21 protein-coding genes are annotated in these 17,893 nt (G+C 62.9%); 18 read left to right on the forward strand and 3 right to left on the reverse strand.

Annotated features, from left to right (window positions below):
- Positions 1-27 precede the first annotated feature (27 nt).
- From ACEQXE_RS00690 to ACEQXE_RS00715, 6 genes are all read left to right on the forward strand, one after another.
- Positions 28-150: a hypothetical protein gene (locus ACEQXE_RS00690; protein ID WP_370176967.1), complete on the forward strand. Its 123-nt coding sequence runs from the start codon at positions 28-30 to the stop codon at positions 148-150.
- A complete protein-coding gene (locus tag ACEQXE_RS00695) occupies positions 147-338 on the forward strand; it encodes a helix-turn-helix transcriptional regulator (protein WP_370176968.1) in 192 nt (63 codons plus the stop codon). The genes ACEQXE_RS00690 and ACEQXE_RS00695 overlap by 4 nt, the downstream gene beginning before the upstream one ends.
- Positions 328-753 (forward strand): hypothetical protein, encoded by a 426-nt coding sequence (locus ACEQXE_RS00700; RefSeq protein WP_370176969.1) that lies wholly within the window; start codon positions 328-330, stop codon positions 751-753. Before ACEQXE_RS00695 ends, ACEQXE_RS00700 begins: the two co-directional genes overlap by 11 nt.
- A gap of 161 nt (positions 754-914) precedes the next feature.
- Positions 915-1,757 carry a TraB/GumN family protein gene (locus ACEQXE_RS00705; protein WP_370176970.1) on the forward strand — a complete coding sequence of 281 codons (843 nt, stop codon included), beginning with the start codon at positions 915-917 and terminating at the stop codon, positions 1,755-1,757.
- A 10-nt stretch (positions 1,758-1,767) separates the two neighbouring features.
- The gene (locus ACEQXE_RS00710; RefSeq protein ID WP_370176971.1) at positions 1,768-2,667 is read left to right on the forward strand and encodes a TraB/GumN family protein; all 900 of its coding nucleotides are present in this window, start codon (positions 1,768-1,770) and stop codon (positions 2,665-2,667) included.
- A gap of 125 nt (positions 2,668-2,792) precedes the next feature.
- Complete coding sequence (locus ACEQXE_RS00715) at positions 2,793-3,470, forward strand: 50S ribosomal protein L25/general stress protein Ctc (RefSeq protein ID WP_370176972.1); 678 nt, start codon at positions 2,793-2,795, stop codon at positions 3,468-3,470.
- Between the two features lie 61 nt (positions 3,471-3,531).
- On the opposite strand, the gene ACEQXE_RS00720 is transcribed toward ACEQXE_RS00715, so the two are convergent.
- The gene (locus tag ACEQXE_RS00720) at positions 3,532-4,101 is read right to left on the reverse strand and encodes a ferric reductase-like transmembrane domain-containing protein (RefSeq protein WP_370176973.1); all 570 of its coding nucleotides are present in this window, start codon (positions 4,099-4,101) and stop codon (positions 3,532-3,534) included.
- 100 nt (positions 4,102-4,201) lie between these two features.
- On the opposite strand from ACEQXE_RS00720, the gene pth reads away from it, so the two are divergent.
- From pth to ACEQXE_RS00755, 7 genes are all read left to right on the forward strand, one after another.
- Positions 4,202-4,786: an aminoacyl-tRNA hydrolase gene (gene pth, locus ACEQXE_RS00725; protein WP_370176974.1), complete on the forward strand. Its 585-nt coding sequence runs from the start codon at positions 4,202-4,204 to the stop codon at positions 4,784-4,786.
- Positions 4,787-4,814: 28 nt separating this feature from the next.
- The gene (locus ACEQXE_RS00730; RefSeq protein ID WP_370176975.1) at positions 4,815-5,813 is read left to right on the forward strand and encodes an SDR family oxidoreductase; all 999 of its coding nucleotides are present in this window, start codon (positions 4,815-4,817) and stop codon (positions 5,811-5,813) included.
- Positions 5,803-6,165: a DUF4087 domain-containing protein gene (locus tag ACEQXE_RS00735; RefSeq protein ID WP_370176976.1), complete on the forward strand. Its 363-nt coding sequence runs from the start codon at positions 5,803-5,805 to the stop codon at positions 6,163-6,165. The genes ACEQXE_RS00730 and ACEQXE_RS00735 overlap by 11 nt, the downstream gene beginning before the upstream one ends.
- 28 nt (positions 6,166-6,193) lie before the next feature.
- Positions 6,194-7,294 (forward strand): redox-regulated ATPase YchF, encoded by a 1,101-nt coding sequence (gene ychF / locus ACEQXE_RS00740; RefSeq protein ID WP_370176977.1) that lies wholly within the window; start codon positions 6,194-6,196, stop codon positions 7,292-7,294.
- Positions 7,295-7,363: 69 nt separating this feature from the next.
- Positions 7,364-8,164, forward strand: a complete 801-nt coding sequence (locus ACEQXE_RS00745) for a DUF1206 domain-containing protein (RefSeq protein WP_370176978.1) — start codon at positions 7,364-7,366, stop codon at positions 8,162-8,164.
- A gap of 31 nt (positions 8,165-8,195) precedes the next feature.
- Entirely contained in the window at positions 8,196-8,933 is a 738-nt protein-coding gene (locus ACEQXE_RS00750) for a MauE/DoxX family redox-associated membrane protein (RefSeq protein ID WP_370176979.1), read from the forward strand.
- A 19-nt stretch (positions 8,934-8,952) separates the two neighbouring features.
- Positions 8,953-9,417, forward strand: coding sequence for a MaoC family dehydratase (locus ACEQXE_RS00755; protein ID WP_370176980.1), 465 nt, complete (start codon positions 8,953-8,955; stop codon positions 9,415-9,417).
- Positions 9,418-9,421: 4 nt separating this feature from the next.
- On the opposite strand, the gene ACEQXE_RS00760 is transcribed toward ACEQXE_RS00755, so the two are convergent.
- Both ACEQXE_RS00760 and mutL read right to left on the reverse strand, forming a co-directional pair.
- Positions 9,422-9,934 carry a hypothetical protein gene (locus ACEQXE_RS00760; RefSeq protein WP_370176981.1) on the reverse strand — a complete coding sequence of 171 codons (513 nt, stop codon included), beginning with the start codon at positions 9,932-9,934 and terminating at the stop codon, positions 9,422-9,424.
- Complete coding sequence (gene mutL / locus ACEQXE_RS00765; RefSeq protein WP_370176982.1) at positions 9,934-11,766, reverse strand: DNA mismatch repair endonuclease MutL; 1,833 nt, start codon at positions 11,764-11,766, stop codon at positions 9,934-9,936. The genes ACEQXE_RS00760 and mutL overlap by 1 nt, the downstream gene beginning before the upstream one ends.
- A 191-nt stretch (positions 11,767-11,957) precedes the next feature.
- On the opposite strand from mutL, the gene ACEQXE_RS00770 reads away from it, so the two are divergent.
- Genes ACEQXE_RS00770 through rodA form a run of 5 tightly spaced genes read left to right on the forward strand, consistent with a single transcriptional unit; the run spans position 11,958 to position 17,840 of the window.
- Complete coding sequence (locus ACEQXE_RS00770) at positions 11,958-13,001, forward strand: rod shape-determining protein (protein ID WP_010413645.1); 1,044 nt, start codon at positions 11,958-11,960, stop codon at positions 12,999-13,001.
- 42 nt (positions 13,002-13,043) lie between these two features.
- Positions 13,044-14,009 (forward strand): rod shape-determining protein MreC, encoded by a 966-nt coding sequence (gene mreC, locus ACEQXE_RS00775; RefSeq protein ID WP_370177009.1) that lies wholly within the window; start codon positions 13,044-13,046, stop codon positions 14,007-14,009.
- Positions 14,006-14,563 (forward strand): rod shape-determining protein MreD, encoded by a 558-nt coding sequence (gene mreD, locus ACEQXE_RS00780; RefSeq protein ID WP_370176983.1) that lies wholly within the window; start codon positions 14,006-14,008, stop codon positions 14,561-14,563. Before mreC ends, mreD begins: the two co-directional genes overlap by 4 nt.
- Positions 14,563-16,719: a penicillin-binding protein 2 gene (gene mrdA, locus ACEQXE_RS00785; RefSeq protein ID WP_370176984.1), complete on the forward strand. Its 2,157-nt coding sequence runs from the start codon at positions 14,563-14,565 to the stop codon at positions 16,717-16,719. Before mreD ends, mrdA begins: the two co-directional genes overlap by 1 nt.
- Entirely contained in the window at positions 16,716-17,840 is a 1,125-nt protein-coding gene (gene rodA, locus ACEQXE_RS00790) for a rod shape-determining protein RodA (protein ID WP_370176985.1), read from the forward strand. The genes mrdA and rodA overlap by 4 nt, the downstream gene beginning before the upstream one ends.
- The last annotated feature ends 53 nt before the right edge of the window (positions 17,841-17,893 follow it).

Here is a 17,893-nt window from a genome sequence, read left to right on the forward strand (position 1 = left end):
AACCTGACACACCAAAGAGATCGCACTATGAATATCGAACTCAAGAAGCCGAAAACCTACCTCGTCATGCTTGGCGCGCTGCTGTTCCTTTTCCTTGCCGGGTATGGCGCGGGAAATATTGCCGCCAAGCTCGTGCAGGCGGTCGGGTGAAGAACCGCCTCAAGGTTTTGCGCGCCGAGCGAGACTGGAGCCAGGCTGAGCTGGCCGGGAGGCTCGACGTTAGCCGGCAGGCGATCAACGCTATCGAAACCGGTAAGCACGACCCCTCGCTGGGCCTCGCCTTCAAGATCGGGCGCCTGTTCGACATGCCCGTTGAGGAGATTTTCCATGACGAGTGAATCTGTGGAGACATCGGGCGAAGAACGCCTGAAATCACGCCGGAAGCGCTTCTGGCGCTACCTCGGAATAGCGATGGTGGGCGCAATCCTGGCCGGTCTGGTGAGCGGAACGATGACCAGTCTTGCGGAAAACGACTTCTTGCCCCGGTGGGCTGCGCTGATTGCCGTCGCAGTGGTGGCGGTGGGCTTTGCTTACTTCACCCGCGACTATTTCCGGCGCATCGACGAACTGGACCTTATGGACAACCTGTGGGCCCATCTCACCGGCCTGTACGGCGGCCTCATCGTTTTCGCTGTGTGGTACTTTCTCGCACAGCTCGAATATAGCGGCGAACCGAGCGCGTTTGCCATCATAGTGGCGATGATGCTGATCACAGGCGCAAGTTACGGCCTGCGCAAACTGGGCCTGCGCTGACCCAGCCCAAGACCCCGCACAAATTACGACCCATTCAATCCCTTCCAAGGAGAAGCCCCATGCCCTCTCGCAAAATTTCCCTTCTGGCCGGCGCATGTGCCACCCTTTCGCTCGCTTTCGGTGCAGCGGGTTGCGCGCAATATCAATCGAAGCCCACTCCCGTGGCGAGCACGCAGGTGCCTGCCAGCGAAGTCGGGATGAATGTGCCGGCATTGTGGATGGTCGGCGACAAGGACACCACGATCTATATCTTCGGTACGGTTCACACCTTGCCCGACGACATCGACTGGTACAGCGGAACGGTAAAGAGCGCGCTCGATGCAAGCGATACGCTGGTCACCGAAATCGATATGACGCCTGCGGCCATGGCGCAGATGCCCTCTATCGTCCAGGCGACGGCGATACTGCCGCAGGGTATCACTGTGCGCAGCCTGATGGATGAGAACGAGCGCGAGACCTACGAAGGCGCGCTTACCAAGCTCAACCTGCCGGTCAACGCGCTGGACCAGTTGGAACCATGGTACGCAGCGCTGACGATCTCGCAGATCGCCTACCAGAACGCAGGCTTCAAGGAAGAGAACGGCACCGAAAACGTGCTGGAAAGCATAATCGGTGACACCAAGGGCCGCGACAGCCTCGAAACCATCCAGTTCCAGCTGTCGATCTTCGACGGCCTGCCACAGGACGCACAGGTCGAGTACCTGGTGCAGACGGCCGAGGAGGTGGACAATATCGGCCCGATCCTAGTTGAGCTGGTCGACGAATGGGCGGTCGGCGATGTCGAGGGCCTGGGCGATCTGTTGAATGAAGCGCTCGAAAGCGACCCCGTGCTCGCCAACCGCCTGCTCTATACGCGCAATGCCAACTGGGCGGTGTGGATCGACGAGCGGCTCGACCAGCCCGGCACGATCTTCATGGCGGTCGGCGCGGGCCATCTGGCAGGCAAGGAAAACCTGCAGGAAAAGCTGGCCGAGCGCGGTATACAAATAACCCGCATCCAGTAAGCTTCTCCCGATGATAAGAACTCTACTCCTCGCTTTCCTCGCATGCCTGACCGTTGCCTGCGGCCAGCCGGAGGATCACGAGGACGGGTCTTCGGACACCACCAATCCGCTGCTGTGGGAAATCGCGCGGGCCGATGGCCCCGATGCCGGCAAGGTCGAGGGCTGGCTGCTCGGCACCATCCATGCCTTGCCGGACAATGCGGAGTGGCGCAGCTGGAGCGTCGACCGGGTTATCGCCGATGCAGACATCCTTGCGGTAGAGGTTGCCGACCTGGGCGATGGACGCGCGATGGCCAGCGCGTTCCTGCCGCTCGCATTCTCCGCAGGCCAGCCTCCGCTCACCACGCGCGTGCCGCTCGCCCAGCGAGAGCGGCTGACCGAGCTGGTCGAGCAATCGAGCTACCGTCTGGAGGATTTCTCGCGGATCGAGAGTTGGGGAGCCGCGCTGATCCTGGCCCAGACCGTCCGAACCGATACCGATATCAAGAACGGCGTCGACCGTGCGCTGATCGAGGATTTCGGTCGGCGCCAGATCGTGGAACTCGAAGGGGCGCGCGCGCAATTCCTGGCATTCGACAGTCTTTCCGAAGAGGCGCAGCGCACGATGCTGGCCGCGATCGTCGATGAATCGCAGGCCGATCCTGCCTACCGCATGCGGCCCGTCACACTCTATCTGGCGGGCGATGCCGACGGGCTGGAGCGCCTGACCCATGATGGCATGCTGGAGAATGCAGAGATCCGCGATGCCTTGCTCGCGCGCCGGAACGCCAGTTGGGTAGCGCCTATCGAAAAGCTGCTGGCCGGCGAACCTCAGCCGCTGATCGCGGTCGGCGCGGCGCACATGGTGGGGGAAGACGGGCTGGTCGCCCTCCTCCGGGCGAAGGGATACACCGTCCGTCGGCTCGATTGAGCCGTTTTGCCCTTGCTTTCCCTGACGCTTGCCCCTAACAGCGGCGCGCTTCGGCGCCATGTGCATCCCTGGAGGCGTGGCGGACCGAAGACAAACTATACCCGCATTTCGAAAGGTAGCATACGATGAGCGACGCTCTGACCCTGCCGGCCGAGACGCGCGACCGGGCTGGCAAGGGAGCCTCCCGGGCACTGCGTCGCGAAGGCCGTGTCCCCGCCGTGATTTACGGCGGCAAGGAAGAACCCACCCCGATCCACATCGAGGAACGCCTGCTGGTCCGCCAGCTGGATACCGGCCACTTCATGAACTCGATCATCGAGATCGAAGTCGGCGGCAAGAAGGTGCGCACCCTGCCCAAGGACGTGGCGCTGCACCCGGTAACCGACCGTCCCGAGCACGTGGACTTCCTGCGCCTTGCCAAGGGCGCGAAGGTGGATGTGAGCGTCCCCGTCGTGTTCGTCGACGAAGAAGAATCGCCCGGCCTCAAGAAGGGCGGCGTGCTCAACATCGTTCGCCACGAGCTGGAACTGGTTTGCGAGGCGGACAAGATCCCGTCGGAAATCACCATTTCCGTCAAGGGCAAGGAAGTGGGCGATTCGATCCACATCAGCGAAGTCGACCTGCCCGAAGGCAGCGCCTCGGCGATCACCGATCGCGACTTCACGATTGCTACCTTCGTCGCTCCGTCGGCTCTGAAGAAGAGCGAGAGCGAAGAATCCGACGAGACGCCTGAAACCGAGGTTATCGAGCAGAAGGCCGAAACCGTGGAAGGCGAAGACGACCAGGTCGTCGACGGCGAATAAGCCTGATTATCAGGGTAACCGGAACGCCGGGCTTCCCACGGGAGGTCCGGCGTTTTCGATTCTATCGCTTGCGGATCAGGAAGCCCCAGGCCTGTAGGGCGATGACCGGCACCGCCCATACGAGCGCGCCAAAATCGCCGATAAGCGCCCAATGGGCCATCACGAATACGAAGGCGGGATACGCGAGCAGGTGCAGCTTCTTCCATGCCGCCCTCATCACGCGCACCGAAGTATCATTGCTGGTGAGCGCAAGTGGCAGCATTAGCAGCACGGCAACCCATCCGGTCCAGATGCCGATCTCGGGCAACTCGGCCAGAATTGTATCCAGCGTGCCCTTGTCGATCGCATAGAAGACCAGGTGGACGAGGCCGTAGACGAAGGCCATCACACCCAGTGCGCGGCGGCGCTGGACCAGCCATTTGGCCCAGCCCAGTCTGCGGAAGATCGTCGCCAGAGGCCCTACGATCAACGCAAGGATCAGCCAGCGCGCGCCCCACTCGCCCAAAGGGTAGACCACATCGTGCGCGCTGAGCGATCCACCGAAATAGCCTATCAGCGGCGCGATTGCCGGGATCGTCAGCAGCAGCCAGAAGAAAGGCTTGGCGTTCCATACTGTGCGGATGGCCTGCATCGGGATTGCATGACGTAGTTCTACGCAGTGGTAAAGCGCCGAGTACCATGCGTGCACTTGCGGGTTTGGCATTTGCGGGATCACGCACTAGTTCGGCGCCATGCAAATCTGGACCGGCCTCGGCAATCCTGGACCGCGCTACGCGCTTCACCGGCACAATGTCGGCTTCATGGCGTGCGACGTCATCGCGGAGATGCACCATTTCGGCCCCGTGCAGAAGAAGTTCCAGGGCTGGGTGCAGGAAGGCCGGATCGGGCGAGAGAAAGTCCTGCTGCTGAAGCCGGGCACGTTCATGAACGAAAGCGGACGTTCCGTTGCCGAGGCGCTGCGGTTCTACAAGCTCGATGCGCAGGCGCTCACGGTCTTCCACGATGAGCTGGACCTTGCCCCGTTCAAGGTGAAGGTGCGCGTCGGCGGCGGGCTCGCCGGGCATAATGGGTTACGCTCCATCAACCAGCACCTTGCCAATCTCGGCGGGCCGGACTTCCGCCGCGTGCGGATCGGCATCGGCCATCCCGGTCACAAAGACCGTGTCAGCGGCCATGTGCTCGGCAACTACGCCAAAGCGGAGATGGACGATCTCGTGCAGATGCTCGGCGCAATGGCGGCGGAATCACAGTGGCTGGCAGAAGGCGACGACGTTCGCTTTATGAACGACGTGGCGCTGAGGATGCAGGACGGGTAGTCTCCCTTTTCGAAGGAGAGAGAGAACCATGCCTACCCTCACCCGCCGCAGCCTGATGGCAGGCGCTGCCGTCACCGGAGTGCTCGCTGCCACGACAACCCGGGCGCAGGGCGATGCGGTCGTCAGCAAGCCTGACCTGTCGGGCAAGAGCATTCTCATCACCGGCTGCTCGTCGGGTTTTGGCAGGCTGGGGGCAGAGCATTACGCACGTCTGGGTGCGAAGGTCTTCGCGACCATGCGCAACCTGCCCCGCCCGGAGGCGGATGAGCTGCGCCAACTGGCGAGCGACGACGATCTCGACATTCATGTGATCGAAATCGACGTGCTGTCTGATGAGCAGGTTACGAAAGGCGTGGCCGAGGCAGAGCGGATCAACGGCGGCCCGATCGATGTGCTGGTCAATAATGCAGGGATCGGCATCTCCGGCCCGGTCGAGGTGCAGGACATGGAGGCGACCGACCTTATCTTCGGTACCAACGTGCTCGGGGCACACCGCATGGCTCGCGCCGTACTGCCCGGAATGCGCAAGCAGGGTAGCGGATTGGTCGTACCCATCTCGAGCCAGCTAGGCCGAGTGATCGTGCCTTATGCAGGGCATTATTCGGCGACCAAGTTCGCGCTGGAGGCAATGTCCGAACAGCTGGCCTACGAACTTGTGCCGCACGGGATCGAGGTGTCGATCATTGAACCCGGTGGCTATCCGACGCAAGTCTGGGTCAACCGCAATATCTATACCAAAGCGTTGAAGGATCGGGCCGCGGAGATTCATACAACTGGCTATCCGCGCGTGGTCGCTTCGATGGGCGAAGAAGACGGGTCGGGCCGCACTGCCAATCCGCTCGACATCCCGGCCGCGATTGCCCGGATCATCGCCATGCCTGCGGGCACGCGCCCCTTGCGAAGCGCGGTGAGCGGAGGAAATGTGCCGCAGACCGCAATCAACGCCGTCACCGCCGAGACCCAGCTGAACTGGCTTGGCAATTCAGGCTACGGGCCGCTGATAAAGGCGGTGCACAATGTCGGGTAAGCAACAACTTCTGGCGCTGGCGCTTGCCGCCCTTGCCACAACCCCGGCCCTTGCCGAAACGCGCTGCGGGTGGCTCATGAACCCGACACCCGCCAACTGGTGGCTGATCGACGCCGATGGCGAGTGGACCATTGGCGAACAGGGTGGCTACCAGGCGCCTGGGTTTGACGACGCCCCGTGGACTGGCACGCGCGAACAGGTGCCGGTGAATGGATATTACGGCTATGAATGCGCGTGCATGGCGGTTACCAGCGACGCCGACACGATGACCATCACGCGCGTCATCTCGGTTCGCTCGAAGCCGTTGAAGGCATGCGAGGACGATCCGAAGCTCCCGAGCATGGAGAGCTGACGCGCCCAGCCTGACCTGAAGGACAATCATGGGTTTCAAATGCGGTATCGTCGGCCTGCCCAATGTCGGCAAGTCGACGCTGTTCAATGCACTTACACAGACGCAGGCCGCGCAGGCCGCGAATTATCCGTTTTGCACCATCGAGCCCAATGTCGGCCAAGTCGCGGTACCGGACGAGCGGCTCGACAAGCTGGCGGAGATCGCGGGCAGCGCGAAGGTCATCCACACACAGCTCGCCTTCGTGGATATCGCGGGGCTGGTGAAAGGTGCGAGCAAGGGCGAAGGCCTGGGCAACCAGTTCCTCGCCAATATTCGCGAGGTGGACGCGATCGTCCACGTGCTGCGCTGCTTCGAGGATGACGATATCCAGCACGTCTCCAACAAGGTCGATCCAATTGCCGACGCCGAAGTGGTCGAGACAGAGTTGATGCTGGCCGACCTCGAAAGCGTCGAGAAGCGGGTCGAGAACGCGAAGCGCCGCGCCACCGGGGGCGACAAGGAAGCCAAGGCGCTGGCGAGCGTACTCGGGCAGGCGCTCGAATTCCTCAAGGACGGGAAGCCCGCCCGTCTGGTCGAGCCCGGCGATGACGAAGAAGCCCGCCTGTTCGAACAGGCGCCGCTGCTGCCCGCCAAGCCCGTACTTTATGTGTGCAACGTGGCCGAGGAAGACGCGGCCCAGGGTAATGCCCTGTCAGAACTGGTAGCGCAGAAGGCCGAAGCCGAAGGTGCGCAGAGCGTCGTCGTCTCTGCCGCAATCGAGGCCGAACTGGTCGAGATGGAGGCCGAAGACCGCGCCGAATACTTGGGCGAACTCGGCCTCACCGAAAGCGGCCTCGCGAAGATCATCCGCGCCGGATACAAGCTGCTGGGCCTGCAGACGTTCTTTACCTGCGGCCCCAAGGAAGCGCGCGCGTGGACCTTCCCCGCAGGCGCCAAGGCTCCGCAGGCGGCGGGCGAAATCCACACCGATTTCGAACGCGGCTTCATCCGTGCCGAAACCATCGCCTATGACGATTACATCGCGCTGGGTGGAGAAAGCGGCGCAAAGGATGCGGGCAAGCTGCGGCAGGAGGGCAAGGAATACCTCGTACAGGATGGCGACGTCATGATGTTCAAGTTTAACGTCTAATCACTTCGGCACCATCAGCGCCCTGCTCCGTTTGGTTGCAAATACCAATCAAGACACGGGCGCGAAGACATGGTCGACAAGTCGGAAAAGTTCAGCTGGCTCGTGCGCGTCGGCTATTTCAGCCGCGCAATTCTTTACACCGTCACCGGCCTGGTCGCGCTGACCAGCGCATCGAGGGTTGCCGAGGGAACGGCAGGCGTATTCCAGGCAATCGAGGATTTTCCGGCCGGCACCGCGATCCTGTGGACTATGGTGCTGGGCCTGTTCGGCTATGCCCTGTTTCGCTTCTGCTCGCCGTTGTTCGATATCGAGAACGAAGGTTCGGACGCGAAAGGCTGGGGCAAGCGGATCGGCCATGCCGGCAGCGCAATCGGTCACATCGCCTTGTCAGGGTCCGCGTTCAAGTTTGCGACCGATAGCGGTTCGTCGGGCGGCGGTGCGCAGGAAGCGGCATCCGGCGTCCTCGGCGTAGAATTCGGCGGGCTGCTGCTCGGCCTGCTCGGCCTTGCCTTCTTTGCCGCTGCCGCAGCGCAGGCGAAAAAAGGCATAACGGGTGAATTCATGAACCGGATCAGCTCGGCGGCACCCGATCCAACACGGTGGCTGGGCGGTGCGGGCTATCTTGCGCGGGCAGTCGTGTTCGGTGTGATCGGAGTGAGCCTGCTGAACGCGGGTTGGTTCGGCGGCGGCAGCGACCAGGTCAAGACCATCGGCGATGCGGTCGCCAGCCTGGCGGACGATGGCATCTGGTTCACTCTGGTGGCGATCGGCCTGCTGCTGTTCGGCCTCTTCAGTCTGGTTCTGGCGCGCTACCGGATCATCCCCGATCTGGGTGCGGAAGGAAAAGTCCCGAAATTCCGCGCAACTTGAAGAATGCCGCCGCGCTCCTCACGTTCTGACAATGGCCAAAACCGCTAAGCTCTACCGTATGGTGATGGACACGCACGTCTGTCCCTATGGCATCAAGTCGAAATCGCTGCTCGAGAGCGAGGGGTTCGAAGTCGAGGACCACCACCTCACAACGCGTGAACAGACCGATGCGTTCAAGGCCGAACACAGCGTCGAAACCACGCCGCAGACCTTCATCGATGGCGAGCGCATCGGCGGGTACGATGCCCTGCGTGAAAAGTTTGGCAAGTCCGTCAAGGACCCCGACGCGACCAGTTACCGGCCAGTTCTGGCGGTGTTCGCCGTGGCTGCTGCGCTGGCAGTATCGTTGAGCATCGGCCTGCTGGACGGGCTCACGATACGCACCGTGGAGTGGTTCGTCGCCTTTTCGATGGCGATGCTGGCCATGCTGAAACTGCAGGATGTCGAGCAGTTTTCGACCATGTTCGTCGGGTACGACCTGCTCGGGCGGCGCTTCGTTCCCTACGCCTATGCCTACCCCTACCTCGAAGCACTGGCCGCGGTGCTGATGGCGGGGCGACTGTTTCCTTGGCTCTCGATCCCGATTGCCCTGTTCATCGGCACAGTTGGCGCGGTCAGCGTGTTCTACGCGGTCTATGTGCAGAAGCGCGAGATCAAATGCGCCTGTGTCGGCGGGGGTAGCAACGTGCCGCTGGGCTTCGTTTCGCTGACCGAGAACCTCGCGATGATTGCCATGGGAATCTGGATGCTGCTACGCGCTGCGCTCTGATCAGAGAGAGTTTGCATTCATGAAATATTACGAGGATCTGGAAGTCGGGACCAAGGCGTCTTTCGGGAATTACAAGGTCACCCGCGAAGAAGTGATCGAATTCGCAAGCAAGTACGATCCGCAACCCTTCCACCTCGACGATGAAGCAGCGGCGAAAACCTATTTCGGGCGCTTATCCGCCAGCGGATGGCATACTTGTGCCATGACCATGCGCATGATGGTGGAGCATTTCACGGGCGAGAAGAGCGCATCGCTCGGATCGCCGGGGATCGACGAACTGAGCTGGGTGAAGCCGGTCTATCCGGGCGACACGCTACGCGTGGAAGCCGAACTGATCGAGAAGCGGCAGAGCAAGTCGAAACCGCACATGGGCTTCACCCGGACGCGGCAGACCACTTTCAACCAGCATGGCGAGCCTGTGCTGAAGATGATTGCCAAGGGCATCATCCAGGTACGCGACCCTTCACAGGTAGAGGCCGGGTAGGCGGTTAACCGCCGCAGCCGACGCGGCCCTCGCTGCTCGTCAATTCGCGGTCGTATCCGTCGACCACTACGAGTGATGCGGGGGCCGTGAAATAGCCCTCGCCCTCACCGTCTTCCTTCTCGGCTTCGTTGACCGCGAGACGAAGCGAGAATTCTCGCCCGTCATAGGTTGCCCGCGTGCCCGCCGGCCCCTCTGCACTACCGGCGTCGGGGGACATGCGCTGGACGTCTCCGTCGGCCTTCACGAAACCGATATCGCTGCCGAGGATCGCGATAGGATCTTCGTCGGATGCAAAGAAAGAGCAGCCTGTCCCCTCCATCTGGGGGTTCTGCATGATGTCGTCGTATCCGATCGGCTGCAAGTCGACTTCCGCGGGTGGCGGCATATTGGCTGTCTCTACCGCGGCAACATCCTCTGCATCGGCCTTTTCCTGCGCAGCCGAACTTTCCGCAGTCTCGTTGTTACAGGCACTCGCCAGAACCGAAGCGGCAGCCAAAATCGCAATACCCAAACGCATCAGTGTCTCCCGAACAGTTTTTCGACCTCATCCATCGACAGCTTCACCCAGGTCGGCCGACCGTGGTTGCACTGGCCCGATCGCGGAGTGCGCTCCATCTCGCGCAGCAGCGCGTTCATTTCCTCGACCCGCAGGGTGCGCCCTGCCCTGACCGAACCGTGACACGCCATTGTTGCCAGCACGTATTCGATCTTCTCGGTGAGCAGCAGCGAGCCACCGCCCCCTGCGTCGACACCATTGGTCGCCAGATCGTCGGCAATATCGCGCAGCAGGGCGTGCGGGTCGGCCTTGGGCAGTGCATGCGGCAGGCTGCGCACCAGCATGGCTGCAGGCCCGAAGCGTTCGACCGCGAGCCCCAGCTTGTCGAGATCTTCCAAGATGCTTTCGATCCGGTCGCACTCGGCTTCGGAGAGTTCGACCACCTCGGGCATGAGTAGGGCCTGACTGCGCGCGACGGAACCGCTGGCATTCGCGGAGCGCAGCCGCTCCAGCGTCAGCCGTTCGTGCGCGGCGTGCTGGTCGACCAGTACCAGTCCGTCTGCCGCTTCGGCGACGATATAGGTGTTGGCGATCTGCCCGCGCGCAATGCCTAGCGGATAGTCGGGCGTGTTCTCGGCCGGCTCATCCGCCTCGACCGCGCGGCCCGACGGAAGTGCGTCGGGCGACGGGCTGCCCCAGTCCATACGCGGTTCATTGAGAACGGAGGGTGCGCCGCTCTGCCCCGCGAACCGATCGAAGATGGAACCTGAGGCGGGCGCAGGCTCCGCGACAGGCTCAGCCTGCCACTTCGCCATCGCCCTTGCATCGGGTGCCTGCGCGCTTCGCTTGTCACCCGTGGCCAGTGCAGCACGCAATCCACCCACGATCATCCCGCGCACACCCTGCGGATCGCGAAAGCGCACCTCGCTCTTCGCCGGATGGACGTTCACGTCGACATCCTCGGGCGGCAGGTCGAGGAACAGCGCGAGCACGGCATGCCGATCCCGCGCGAGCATTTCTGCATAGGCACCGCGCACTGCGCCGACCAGCAGGCGGTCCTTCACCGGGCGCCCGTTGACGAACAGGTACTGATGATCGGCCACGCCGCGATTATAGGTCGGCAGTCCCGCAATCCCGCCGAGGGTCATCTCGCCCCGCGCAAGGTCGATGGCGACCGAATTGTCTTTCAGCTCGCGTGCGACCAGCTGCACGACACGTTCGGGCAGGCTCTCGCCCCGCTGGAGCTGGAAGATGCGGCGGCCGTTGTTGGCGAAGGTGAAGCCGATCTCGGGCCGTGCCATCGCGAGGCGGCGGACGATATCCTGGCAGGCGGCATATTCGCTGCGCGGCGTGCGCAGGAATTTACGCCGCGCAGGCACTTCGCGGAAGAAATCCTCGATCCGCGCGCGCGTGCCTGCGGGCACGGCAGTGGGCTTATCCTCCAGCACGCGGCCATGATCGACCACCCGGCGCCAACCGCTCTCTGCATCGTGTGGCCTACTCTCGAGAGTGAACCGCGCTACGCTGGCAATGCTCGGCAGCGCTTCGCCCCTGAAACCGAGCGTCGCGACATGCTCCAGCGCGTGCCCATCGCCCACGAGGTCTTCGGGCAGCTTGGACGTGGCATGACGTTCGAGTGCGAGTGCCATCGATGCTGCATCCATACCGCAGCCATCGTCGACAACTTCGATGGCGCCGATCCCGCCTTCCTCAAGCGACACCGCGATCCGGGTTGCCCCCGCGTCTATCGCGTTTTCCATCAATTCCTTGAGCGCGGCAGCCGGACGCTCGATCACCTCACCTGCGGCGATACGGTTGATCAGCGCTTCTGGCAGTCGTCTGATGGTAGGCATTTGCCCGCTTGTAGTCGGGACGGTGGAAAAATTCGACGGGCCCCGCGCACTTACGCCCATTTTCTGCTTAAAGGCATCGCGTTTTTCGCTAGGGGGCGCTAGATGCCGGTCTTTCCAAGATCGGCACAACCGGTCCGCCCCTTTAACCCCTGACAAAGCCGATCATCATTCGGCACGGAATACATAGACCTATGGGTTTCTTCTCGAATCTTCTGAAGTTCGGCACGCAGAACATGGCGATCGATCTGGGCACCGCGAACACGCTGGTTTACGTGCCCGATCAGGGAATCATCCTCAACGAGCCTTCCGTGGTCGCAATCGAGACGCTGAACGGGATCAAGCGCGTCAAGGCCGTGGGCGACGATGCGAAGATGATGATGGGCAAGACGCCCGATTCCATCGAGGCGATCCGCCCGCTGCGCGACGGGGTGATTGCGGACATCGAAATCGCGGAAGAAATGATCAAGCACTTCATCCGCAAGGTGCACGGCAAGAAGAGCCTGTTCCGCTACCCCGAAATCACGATCTGCGTCCCTTCGGGCTCCACCTCGGTCGAACGGCGCGCGATCCGCGATGCCGCCAGCAATGCGGGCGCGAGTGCGGTGTACCTGATCCTGGAGCCTATGGCCGCCGCAATCGGTGCCGACATGCCGGTGACCGAGCCGGTCGGTTCGATGGTCGTCGATATCGGCGGCGGTACGACCGAAGTCGCCGTGCTCTCGCTGCGCGGCCTAGCCTACACCACCTCGGTCCGCACCGGCGGCGACAAGATGGACGAAGCGATCGTTTCCTACGTCCGCCGACACCACAACCTGCTGATCGGTGAATCCACCGCAGAGCGCATCAAGAAGGATTACGGCGTGGCCGTGGCCCCGGCCGATGGCGTTGGCGAAACGATCACCATCAAGGGTAGGGATCTCGTAAATGGTGTTCCGAAAGAGATCACCATCAATCAGTCGCATATCGCCGAAGCGCTGAGCGAGCCTATTGGTGCCATCGTCGAAGGCGTGCGGATCGCTTTGGAAAATACCGCGCCCGAACTCGCTGCCGACATTGTGGATCAGGGCATTGTCTTGACCGGTGGCGGGGCATTGATCACCGGGCTGGACGATCACCTGCGCGAGGAAACGGGGCTGCCGGTCAGCATTGCGGAAGACCCGCTTTCATGCGTCGCGGTCGGCACCGGCCGGGCAATGGAAGACCCGGTGTTCCGCGGCGTGTTGATGACGGCCTAAGCCAAGGGCAACCGGGCCAGACCGGACGGAGGAAATATGGCCCTGTCGGGGTCCAAGCAGCGAATATCGGGGCATTCCAGGAAGGCCCAGTACAGTGCCTTCACGGGATATGTCGTGATTGTGCTGGCAATGCTGCTGGGCATCGTGCTGCTGGTCGTCTCGCTCCTCCAGCCGGCCGCCTTCAGCGGGCTGCGCGGACTTTTCAGCGACGCAACCTCCCCCGCCGCCCAGGTTTCGGCAGGCACGCGCAGCACAGGCCGTGGCTTCTTCGAATCGGTGCAGGGCTATCTCGAAGCCGGACAGCAGAATGCCGAGCTCAAGAAGCAGGTCGAGATTGCGCGGATCCGGCTCGCCGAAGCGCGCTCCATCGAAGAGGAAAACCGGCGGCTAAAAGCGCTGCTGGGCCTGCAGGAACTGGGCGTAAAGCCTGTCGCGGTGGCGCGGCTCGTCGGCTCCAGCAGTTCGAGCACGCGCCGCTTTGCCTATCTGGGTGCCGGGCGTTCGGACGGCGTGCGACCGGGTATGCCGGTGCGGAGCGAACGTGGCATCGTAGGCCGGGTGCTGGAATCGGCGCGCCATTCCTCTCGCGTGCTGCTCATCACCGATAGCGAGAGCGTACTGCCGGTCCGCCGTGCGGGCGACAATACGGTCGCCTTTGCCGAAGGGCGCGGTGATGGGCTGATCAACATCCGCCTCATCAACCTGGGCATCAATCCGCTCAAGCGGGGCGACGTGTTCGTGACCAGTGGTGCAGGCGGTCTCTACCGGCCCGGAATCGCAGTCGCTATCGTGACCCGGCTGACGGATGATGGCGCGGTTGCCCGCATCATCAGCAACCCTGCGGCGACCGATTTCGTTGCAGTGGAGCCGGTCTGGCAGCCGGAGGCGCTGCGCGGCGCGGAAACTCCGATCGAGGAAGCCATCGGCTCCAACGAGACGGTGTCCGGCGGCTCCGCTGCCGAGCCCGCCACCCCCGCCCCCGCTCCCGCCGAGCCTGACGACGAATGAACCAGCGCCGCGCCTATTCGACCCGGCGCGACAGCTTCGGGCGCCAGATCAACCGCGATCATTCCCCGTTCCTGCTGGTGTTCATCCCGTGGGCGACGATTCTGCTTGCGTCCTTCTTCCAGAGCATGCCCATCGCGGTCGCGGGCCCGCTGCTGCCCCCGATAGGGTTCCTCTTCCTGCTGGCATGGCGATTGCTGCGGCCCGGCGTCCTGCCGATCTGGTCGGGCCTGATTTTCGGCATCTGGGATGATCTGTTCAGTGGCCAGCCATTCGGTTCCGCTATCCTGCTGTTCTCTGCGACGATGCTGGCAATCGAGATCATCGACATCCGCTTTCCCTGGCGCGGTTTTGCACAGGACTGGCTGATCGCCGCGGCCATCGCGGTAGTCTACATTCTCTCCACCACGCTGGTTTCGGGCAGTCGCCTCACCCTGCCCCTGTTCGCCGGTATCGTGCCCCAATTGCTGTTTTCGATCATCGCCTACCCGTTCATCGCCTTCATCGTCTCGCGCCTCGACAAGATGCGCCTGATGCGTTTCCGGACTGTCGCCTGATGCCCATCGGCCTGACGAAAAGGATCCTCAACGAAAGCGTGCTGTCGGACAGCTTCGACCGGCGCAGCTTCGCGCTGGGCGTGGGCGGTCTGTCGGTCGGGATGCTGCTGGCCGGGCGGATGGGCTATCTGGCCATTGCGGAGAACGACAAGTACGCGGTTGAAAGCGAGAGCAACCGGGTCAATCTTACGCTGATCCCGCCGCGCAGGGGCTGGATCCTAGATCGCAATGGTGCCCCCCTCGCCTCCAACGAAGCGGATTTTCGCGTCGATATCATCCCCGAGCGCCTGCAGGACAGCGACAGGGAGCTGCAAACGCTTGCGACCCTGCTCAAGCTCGACGATGCGAAGATGCGCGACCTTCGCAAGAAGATCGACGATTCTGCCGGCTACGCACCGATCGAGGTCGCCAGCGGGCTCGACTACGACGATTTCGCGGCCGTCAGCATCCGCCTGCCCGAATTGCCTGGCGTCGTTCCGCAGCGCGGTTTCTCGCGCTATTACCCCACCGGTCCTTCGGTCGGTCACCTGATCGGTTATGTCGGCGCCGCGAGCCGTGAAGAGTTCGAGGCAGACCGCAATCCGTTACTTATCACGCCGGGCTACAAGATCGGCAAGGACGGGATCGAAAAGCAGTTTGAGCAGACCCTGCGCGGCAAGCCCGGCGCGCGGCGTGTGGAAGTCACCGCATCGGGGCGGATCGTGCGCGATCTGAGCACCCGGCCCGACGTACAGGGCAATCCGATCCAGCTCGCGATCGATGGCCCGCTGCAGGATTACGCAGCGCGCCGCCTTGGCCTCGAAAGCGGATCGGTGGTGGTGATGGATTGCCTCACCGGCGATCTGCTGTGCATGGCCTCAATGCCCAGCTTCGACCCCAATTCCTTCTCCGACGGGATCGGCAGCGTCGAATACGCGATGCTGAGCGAGAATGAGCGGGTGCCACTGCGCAACAAGGTGCTGAAAGGGCTCTACCCGCCGGGTTCGACTGTTAAGCCGATGCACTCGATGGCGTTCCTGCACGAAGGTGTCGACCCGGACGAGTCGATCATCTGCGGTGGCGGCCGGCGGATCGGCAATCGCTTCTTCAATTGCTGGAGCAACCATGGCCGGGTCGACATGGCCAAGGCCGTCTACCAGTCTTGCGACAGCTACTATTACCACTTCGCCCAGAAAATCGGGTTCGACAAGGTCGCCGCCTATGCCCGCCAGTTCGGCCTCGGGCAGGAGTTCGACCTGCCAGTGGCGAGCCAGTTTTACGGCACCGTGCCCGATCCCGCGTGGAAGCTGAAGAAATACGGGCAGCAGTGGCAGCCTTACGACACGGTCAATGCCTCGATCGGTCAGGGATACTACCTTACCAGCCCGCTGCAGCTGGCGGTCATGGCGACGCGCCTTGCAACGGGGCGGATGGTGCAGCCATCGCTGCTCAAGACCACCGAGCGCAAGCAGTTCGGATCGCTCGATTTCAACCGGGAGCAGATCGCATATATCCGCCAGGCGATGAGCGATGTCGTCAACGGCCCGGGCACGGCGGGGCGTGCGCGCCTGCCTATCGACGATGTCCTGATGGCAGGGAAAACGGGTACCGCGCAGGTCGTTTCGTTGAGCAAGTCGGACGGCAAGAGCGGCCCCTGGAAGTATCGCGACCACGGCCTGTTCGTGTTCTTCGCGCCGTTCGACAACCCGCGCTACGCAGGCGCCGTGGTGATCGAGCACGGCGGCGGCTCGGGCGCGGCTTACCCTATCGCGCGCGATGTGATGACATTCATGTTCGACCCGCAAAAGGGGCTCGACGCCCTTCGCGCGCTGGAACAGGATTGGGGCGGCACGGCACAGGAACGCTTGCAGCGTCGCTACGCCGAATATGCCCGCGCTGCTGGCGAGAGCATTCCGGCCAGCCCGCCTGCCGATCGCGATATCCAGGCAAGGGTCGATGCCGAGGCCCGTTCGCAGGCACGCCGCACCGAAGCATTTGCACGCGAGAACCCGCGCCCCTCGCGGCGGCGGGAAAACGATGCCCCGATCCAGTCCGCTCCGGCACCCCAGCCCGCACAGACCGAGGCCGCTCCGGCCACGACACCGGCTGAGCCTGCCGCTGCCCCGGCGCCTGCATCCGCCGCCAGCGAAACGTCATCGCTGGGAGACGCCCAATGAACACGATCATCATCCCGGAACCCATAGCACGCCAGCCTTGGGCGATGCTTGTGCCGTTGATCCTGCTGACGTTCTTCGGCGCGGCCGTGCTCTATTCCGCCGCCGGCGGCAGCTTCTCTCCGTTCGCCTCGTCCCACCTTATCCGCTTTGCGATCTTCATGGTCGTGGCGCTCGTCATTTCGACCCTTCCGCGCGAATTTGCCAAGTTCGCGGCCTACCCGTCCTATGTCGCGATCTTGCTGTTGCTCGTCGCGGTGGAGGCTGCCGGCACGCTGGGTGGTGGCAGTCAACGCTGGCTGGAAGTCGGCCCGATCCGCATCCAGCCTTCGGAACTGATGAAACCTGCGGTGGCGCTGGCCCTCGCACGATTTTACGACACACTCCCCACGGGGATGTTCTCTTCATGGCGCGCATTGCTGCCCGCCGTGGTCATCATCTCGCTGCCGGTCATCCTCGTGCTCGCCCAGCCCGATCTCGGGACTGCACTCGCCATCCTGTTCTCGGGTGCGGTGGTGATGTTCCTTGCCGGCCTGCCGATGAGCTGGTTCCTGAGTGCGGGCGCAGCGGCCGCGGTCGCGGTTCCGCTGGCCTACAGCTTCGCCCTCAAGCCCTACCAGCAGCGGCGCGTCACCACCTTCCTCGACCCGGAAAGCGATCCGCTGGGGAGCGGGTATCACATCACGCAGTCCAAGATTGCGATCGGATCGGGCGGATTTTCGGGCAAGGGTTTTAACGAGGGGTCGCAAAGCCACCTGCAATACCTGCCCGAACCGCATACCGACTTCGTCTTCGCCACGATGGCCGAAGAATGGGGCTTCCTGGGCGGATTGTTCGTGCTGATTGCCTTCGGCCTGATCCTGCGCTGGGGCCTTTCGGTTGCGCGCAACGCCCAGACACGGTTCGACAGGCTGCTTGCCGCAGGGATGGTCGCGACGATGTTTTTCTACATCGCGATCAACCTGCTGATGGTCATGGGCATGGCGCCGGTGGTGGGTATTCCCCTGCCTTTCATGAGCCATGGCGGATCTTCCATGATGACCAATATGCTGTGCCTGGGCGCGCTGATGATGATCTACCGCTGGAACACGCAGGGGCGCGGCGGCGGCTTGCTCTCCACCTGAATACCGATCCCGATACGCAGGGGCTTGCACCTTTCGCGCAAAGCCCTATGTGC

It is taken from the genome of Alteriqipengyuania sp., assembly GCF_964222115.1.
Lineage (GTDB): Bacteria > Pseudomonadota > Alphaproteobacteria > Sphingomonadales > Sphingomonadaceae > Alteriqipengyuania.

What these genes read in the sequence shown, in the direction of transcription:
- ACEQXE_RS00690 (WP_370176967.1), top strand. Translation starts at nt 28, where the DNA reads ATGAATATCGAACTCAAGAAGCCGAAAACCTACCTCGTCATGCTTGGC.
- ACEQXE_RS00700 (WP_370176969.1), top strand. Translation starts at nt 328, where the DNA reads ATGACGAGTGAATCTGTGGAGACATCGGGCGAAGAACGCCTGAAATCA.
- ACEQXE_RS00710 (WP_370176971.1), top strand. Translation starts at nt 1,768, where the DNA reads ATGATAAGAACTCTACTCCTCGCTTTCCTCGCATGCCTGACCGTTGCC.
- ACEQXE_RS00715 (WP_370176972.1), top strand. Translation starts at nt 2,793, where the DNA reads ATGAGCGACGCTCTGACCCTGCCGGCCGAGACGCGCGACCGGGCTGGC.
- ACEQXE_RS00720 (WP_370176973.1), bottom strand. Translation starts at nt 4,101, where the DNA reads ATGCAGGCCATCCGCACAGTATGGAACGCCAAGCCTTTCTTCTGGCTG.
- pth (WP_370176974.1), top strand. Translation starts at nt 4,202, where the DNA reads ATGCAAATCTGGACCGGCCTCGGCAATCCTGGACCGCGCTACGCGCTT.
- ACEQXE_RS00730 (WP_370176975.1), top strand. Translation starts at nt 4,815, where the DNA reads ATGCCTACCCTCACCCGCCGCAGCCTGATGGCAGGCGCTGCCGTCACC.
- ACEQXE_RS00735 (WP_370176976.1), top strand. Translation starts at nt 5,803, where the DNA reads ATGTCGGGTAAGCAACAACTTCTGGCGCTGGCGCTTGCCGCCCTTGCC.
- ychF (WP_370176977.1), top strand. Translation starts at nt 6,194, where the DNA reads ATGGGTTTCAAATGCGGTATCGTCGGCCTGCCCAATGTCGGCAAGTCG.
- ACEQXE_RS00745 (WP_370176978.1), top strand. Translation starts at nt 7,364, where the DNA reads ATGGTCGACAAGTCGGAAAAGTTCAGCTGGCTCGTGCGCGTCGGCTAT.
- ACEQXE_RS00750 (WP_370176979.1), top strand. Translation starts at nt 8,196, where the DNA reads ATGGCCAAAACCGCTAAGCTCTACCGTATGGTGATGGACACGCACGTC.
- ACEQXE_RS00755 (WP_370176980.1), top strand. Translation starts at nt 8,953, where the DNA reads ATGAAATATTACGAGGATCTGGAAGTCGGGACCAAGGCGTCTTTCGGG.
- ACEQXE_RS00760 (WP_370176981.1), bottom strand. Translation starts at nt 9,934, where the DNA reads ATGCGTTTGGGTATTGCGATTTTGGCTGCCGCTTCGGTTCTGGCGAGT.
- mutL (WP_370176982.1), bottom strand. Translation starts at nt 11,766, where the DNA reads ATGCCTACCATCAGACGACTGCCAGAAGCGCTGATCAACCGTATCGCC.
- ACEQXE_RS00770 (WP_010413645.1), top strand. Translation starts at nt 11,958, where the DNA reads ATGGGTTTCTTCTCGAATCTTCTGAAGTTCGGCACGCAGAACATGGCG.
- mreD (WP_370176983.1), top strand. Translation starts at nt 14,006, where the DNA reads ATGAACCAGCGCCGCGCCTATTCGACCCGGCGCGACAGCTTCGGGCGC.
- mrdA (WP_370176984.1), top strand. Translation starts at nt 14,563, where the DNA reads ATGCCCATCGGCCTGACGAAAAGGATCCTCAACGAAAGCGTGCTGTCG.
- rodA (WP_370176985.1), top strand. Translation starts at nt 16,716, where the DNA reads ATGAACACGATCATCATCCCGGAACCCATAGCACGCCAGCCTTGGGCG.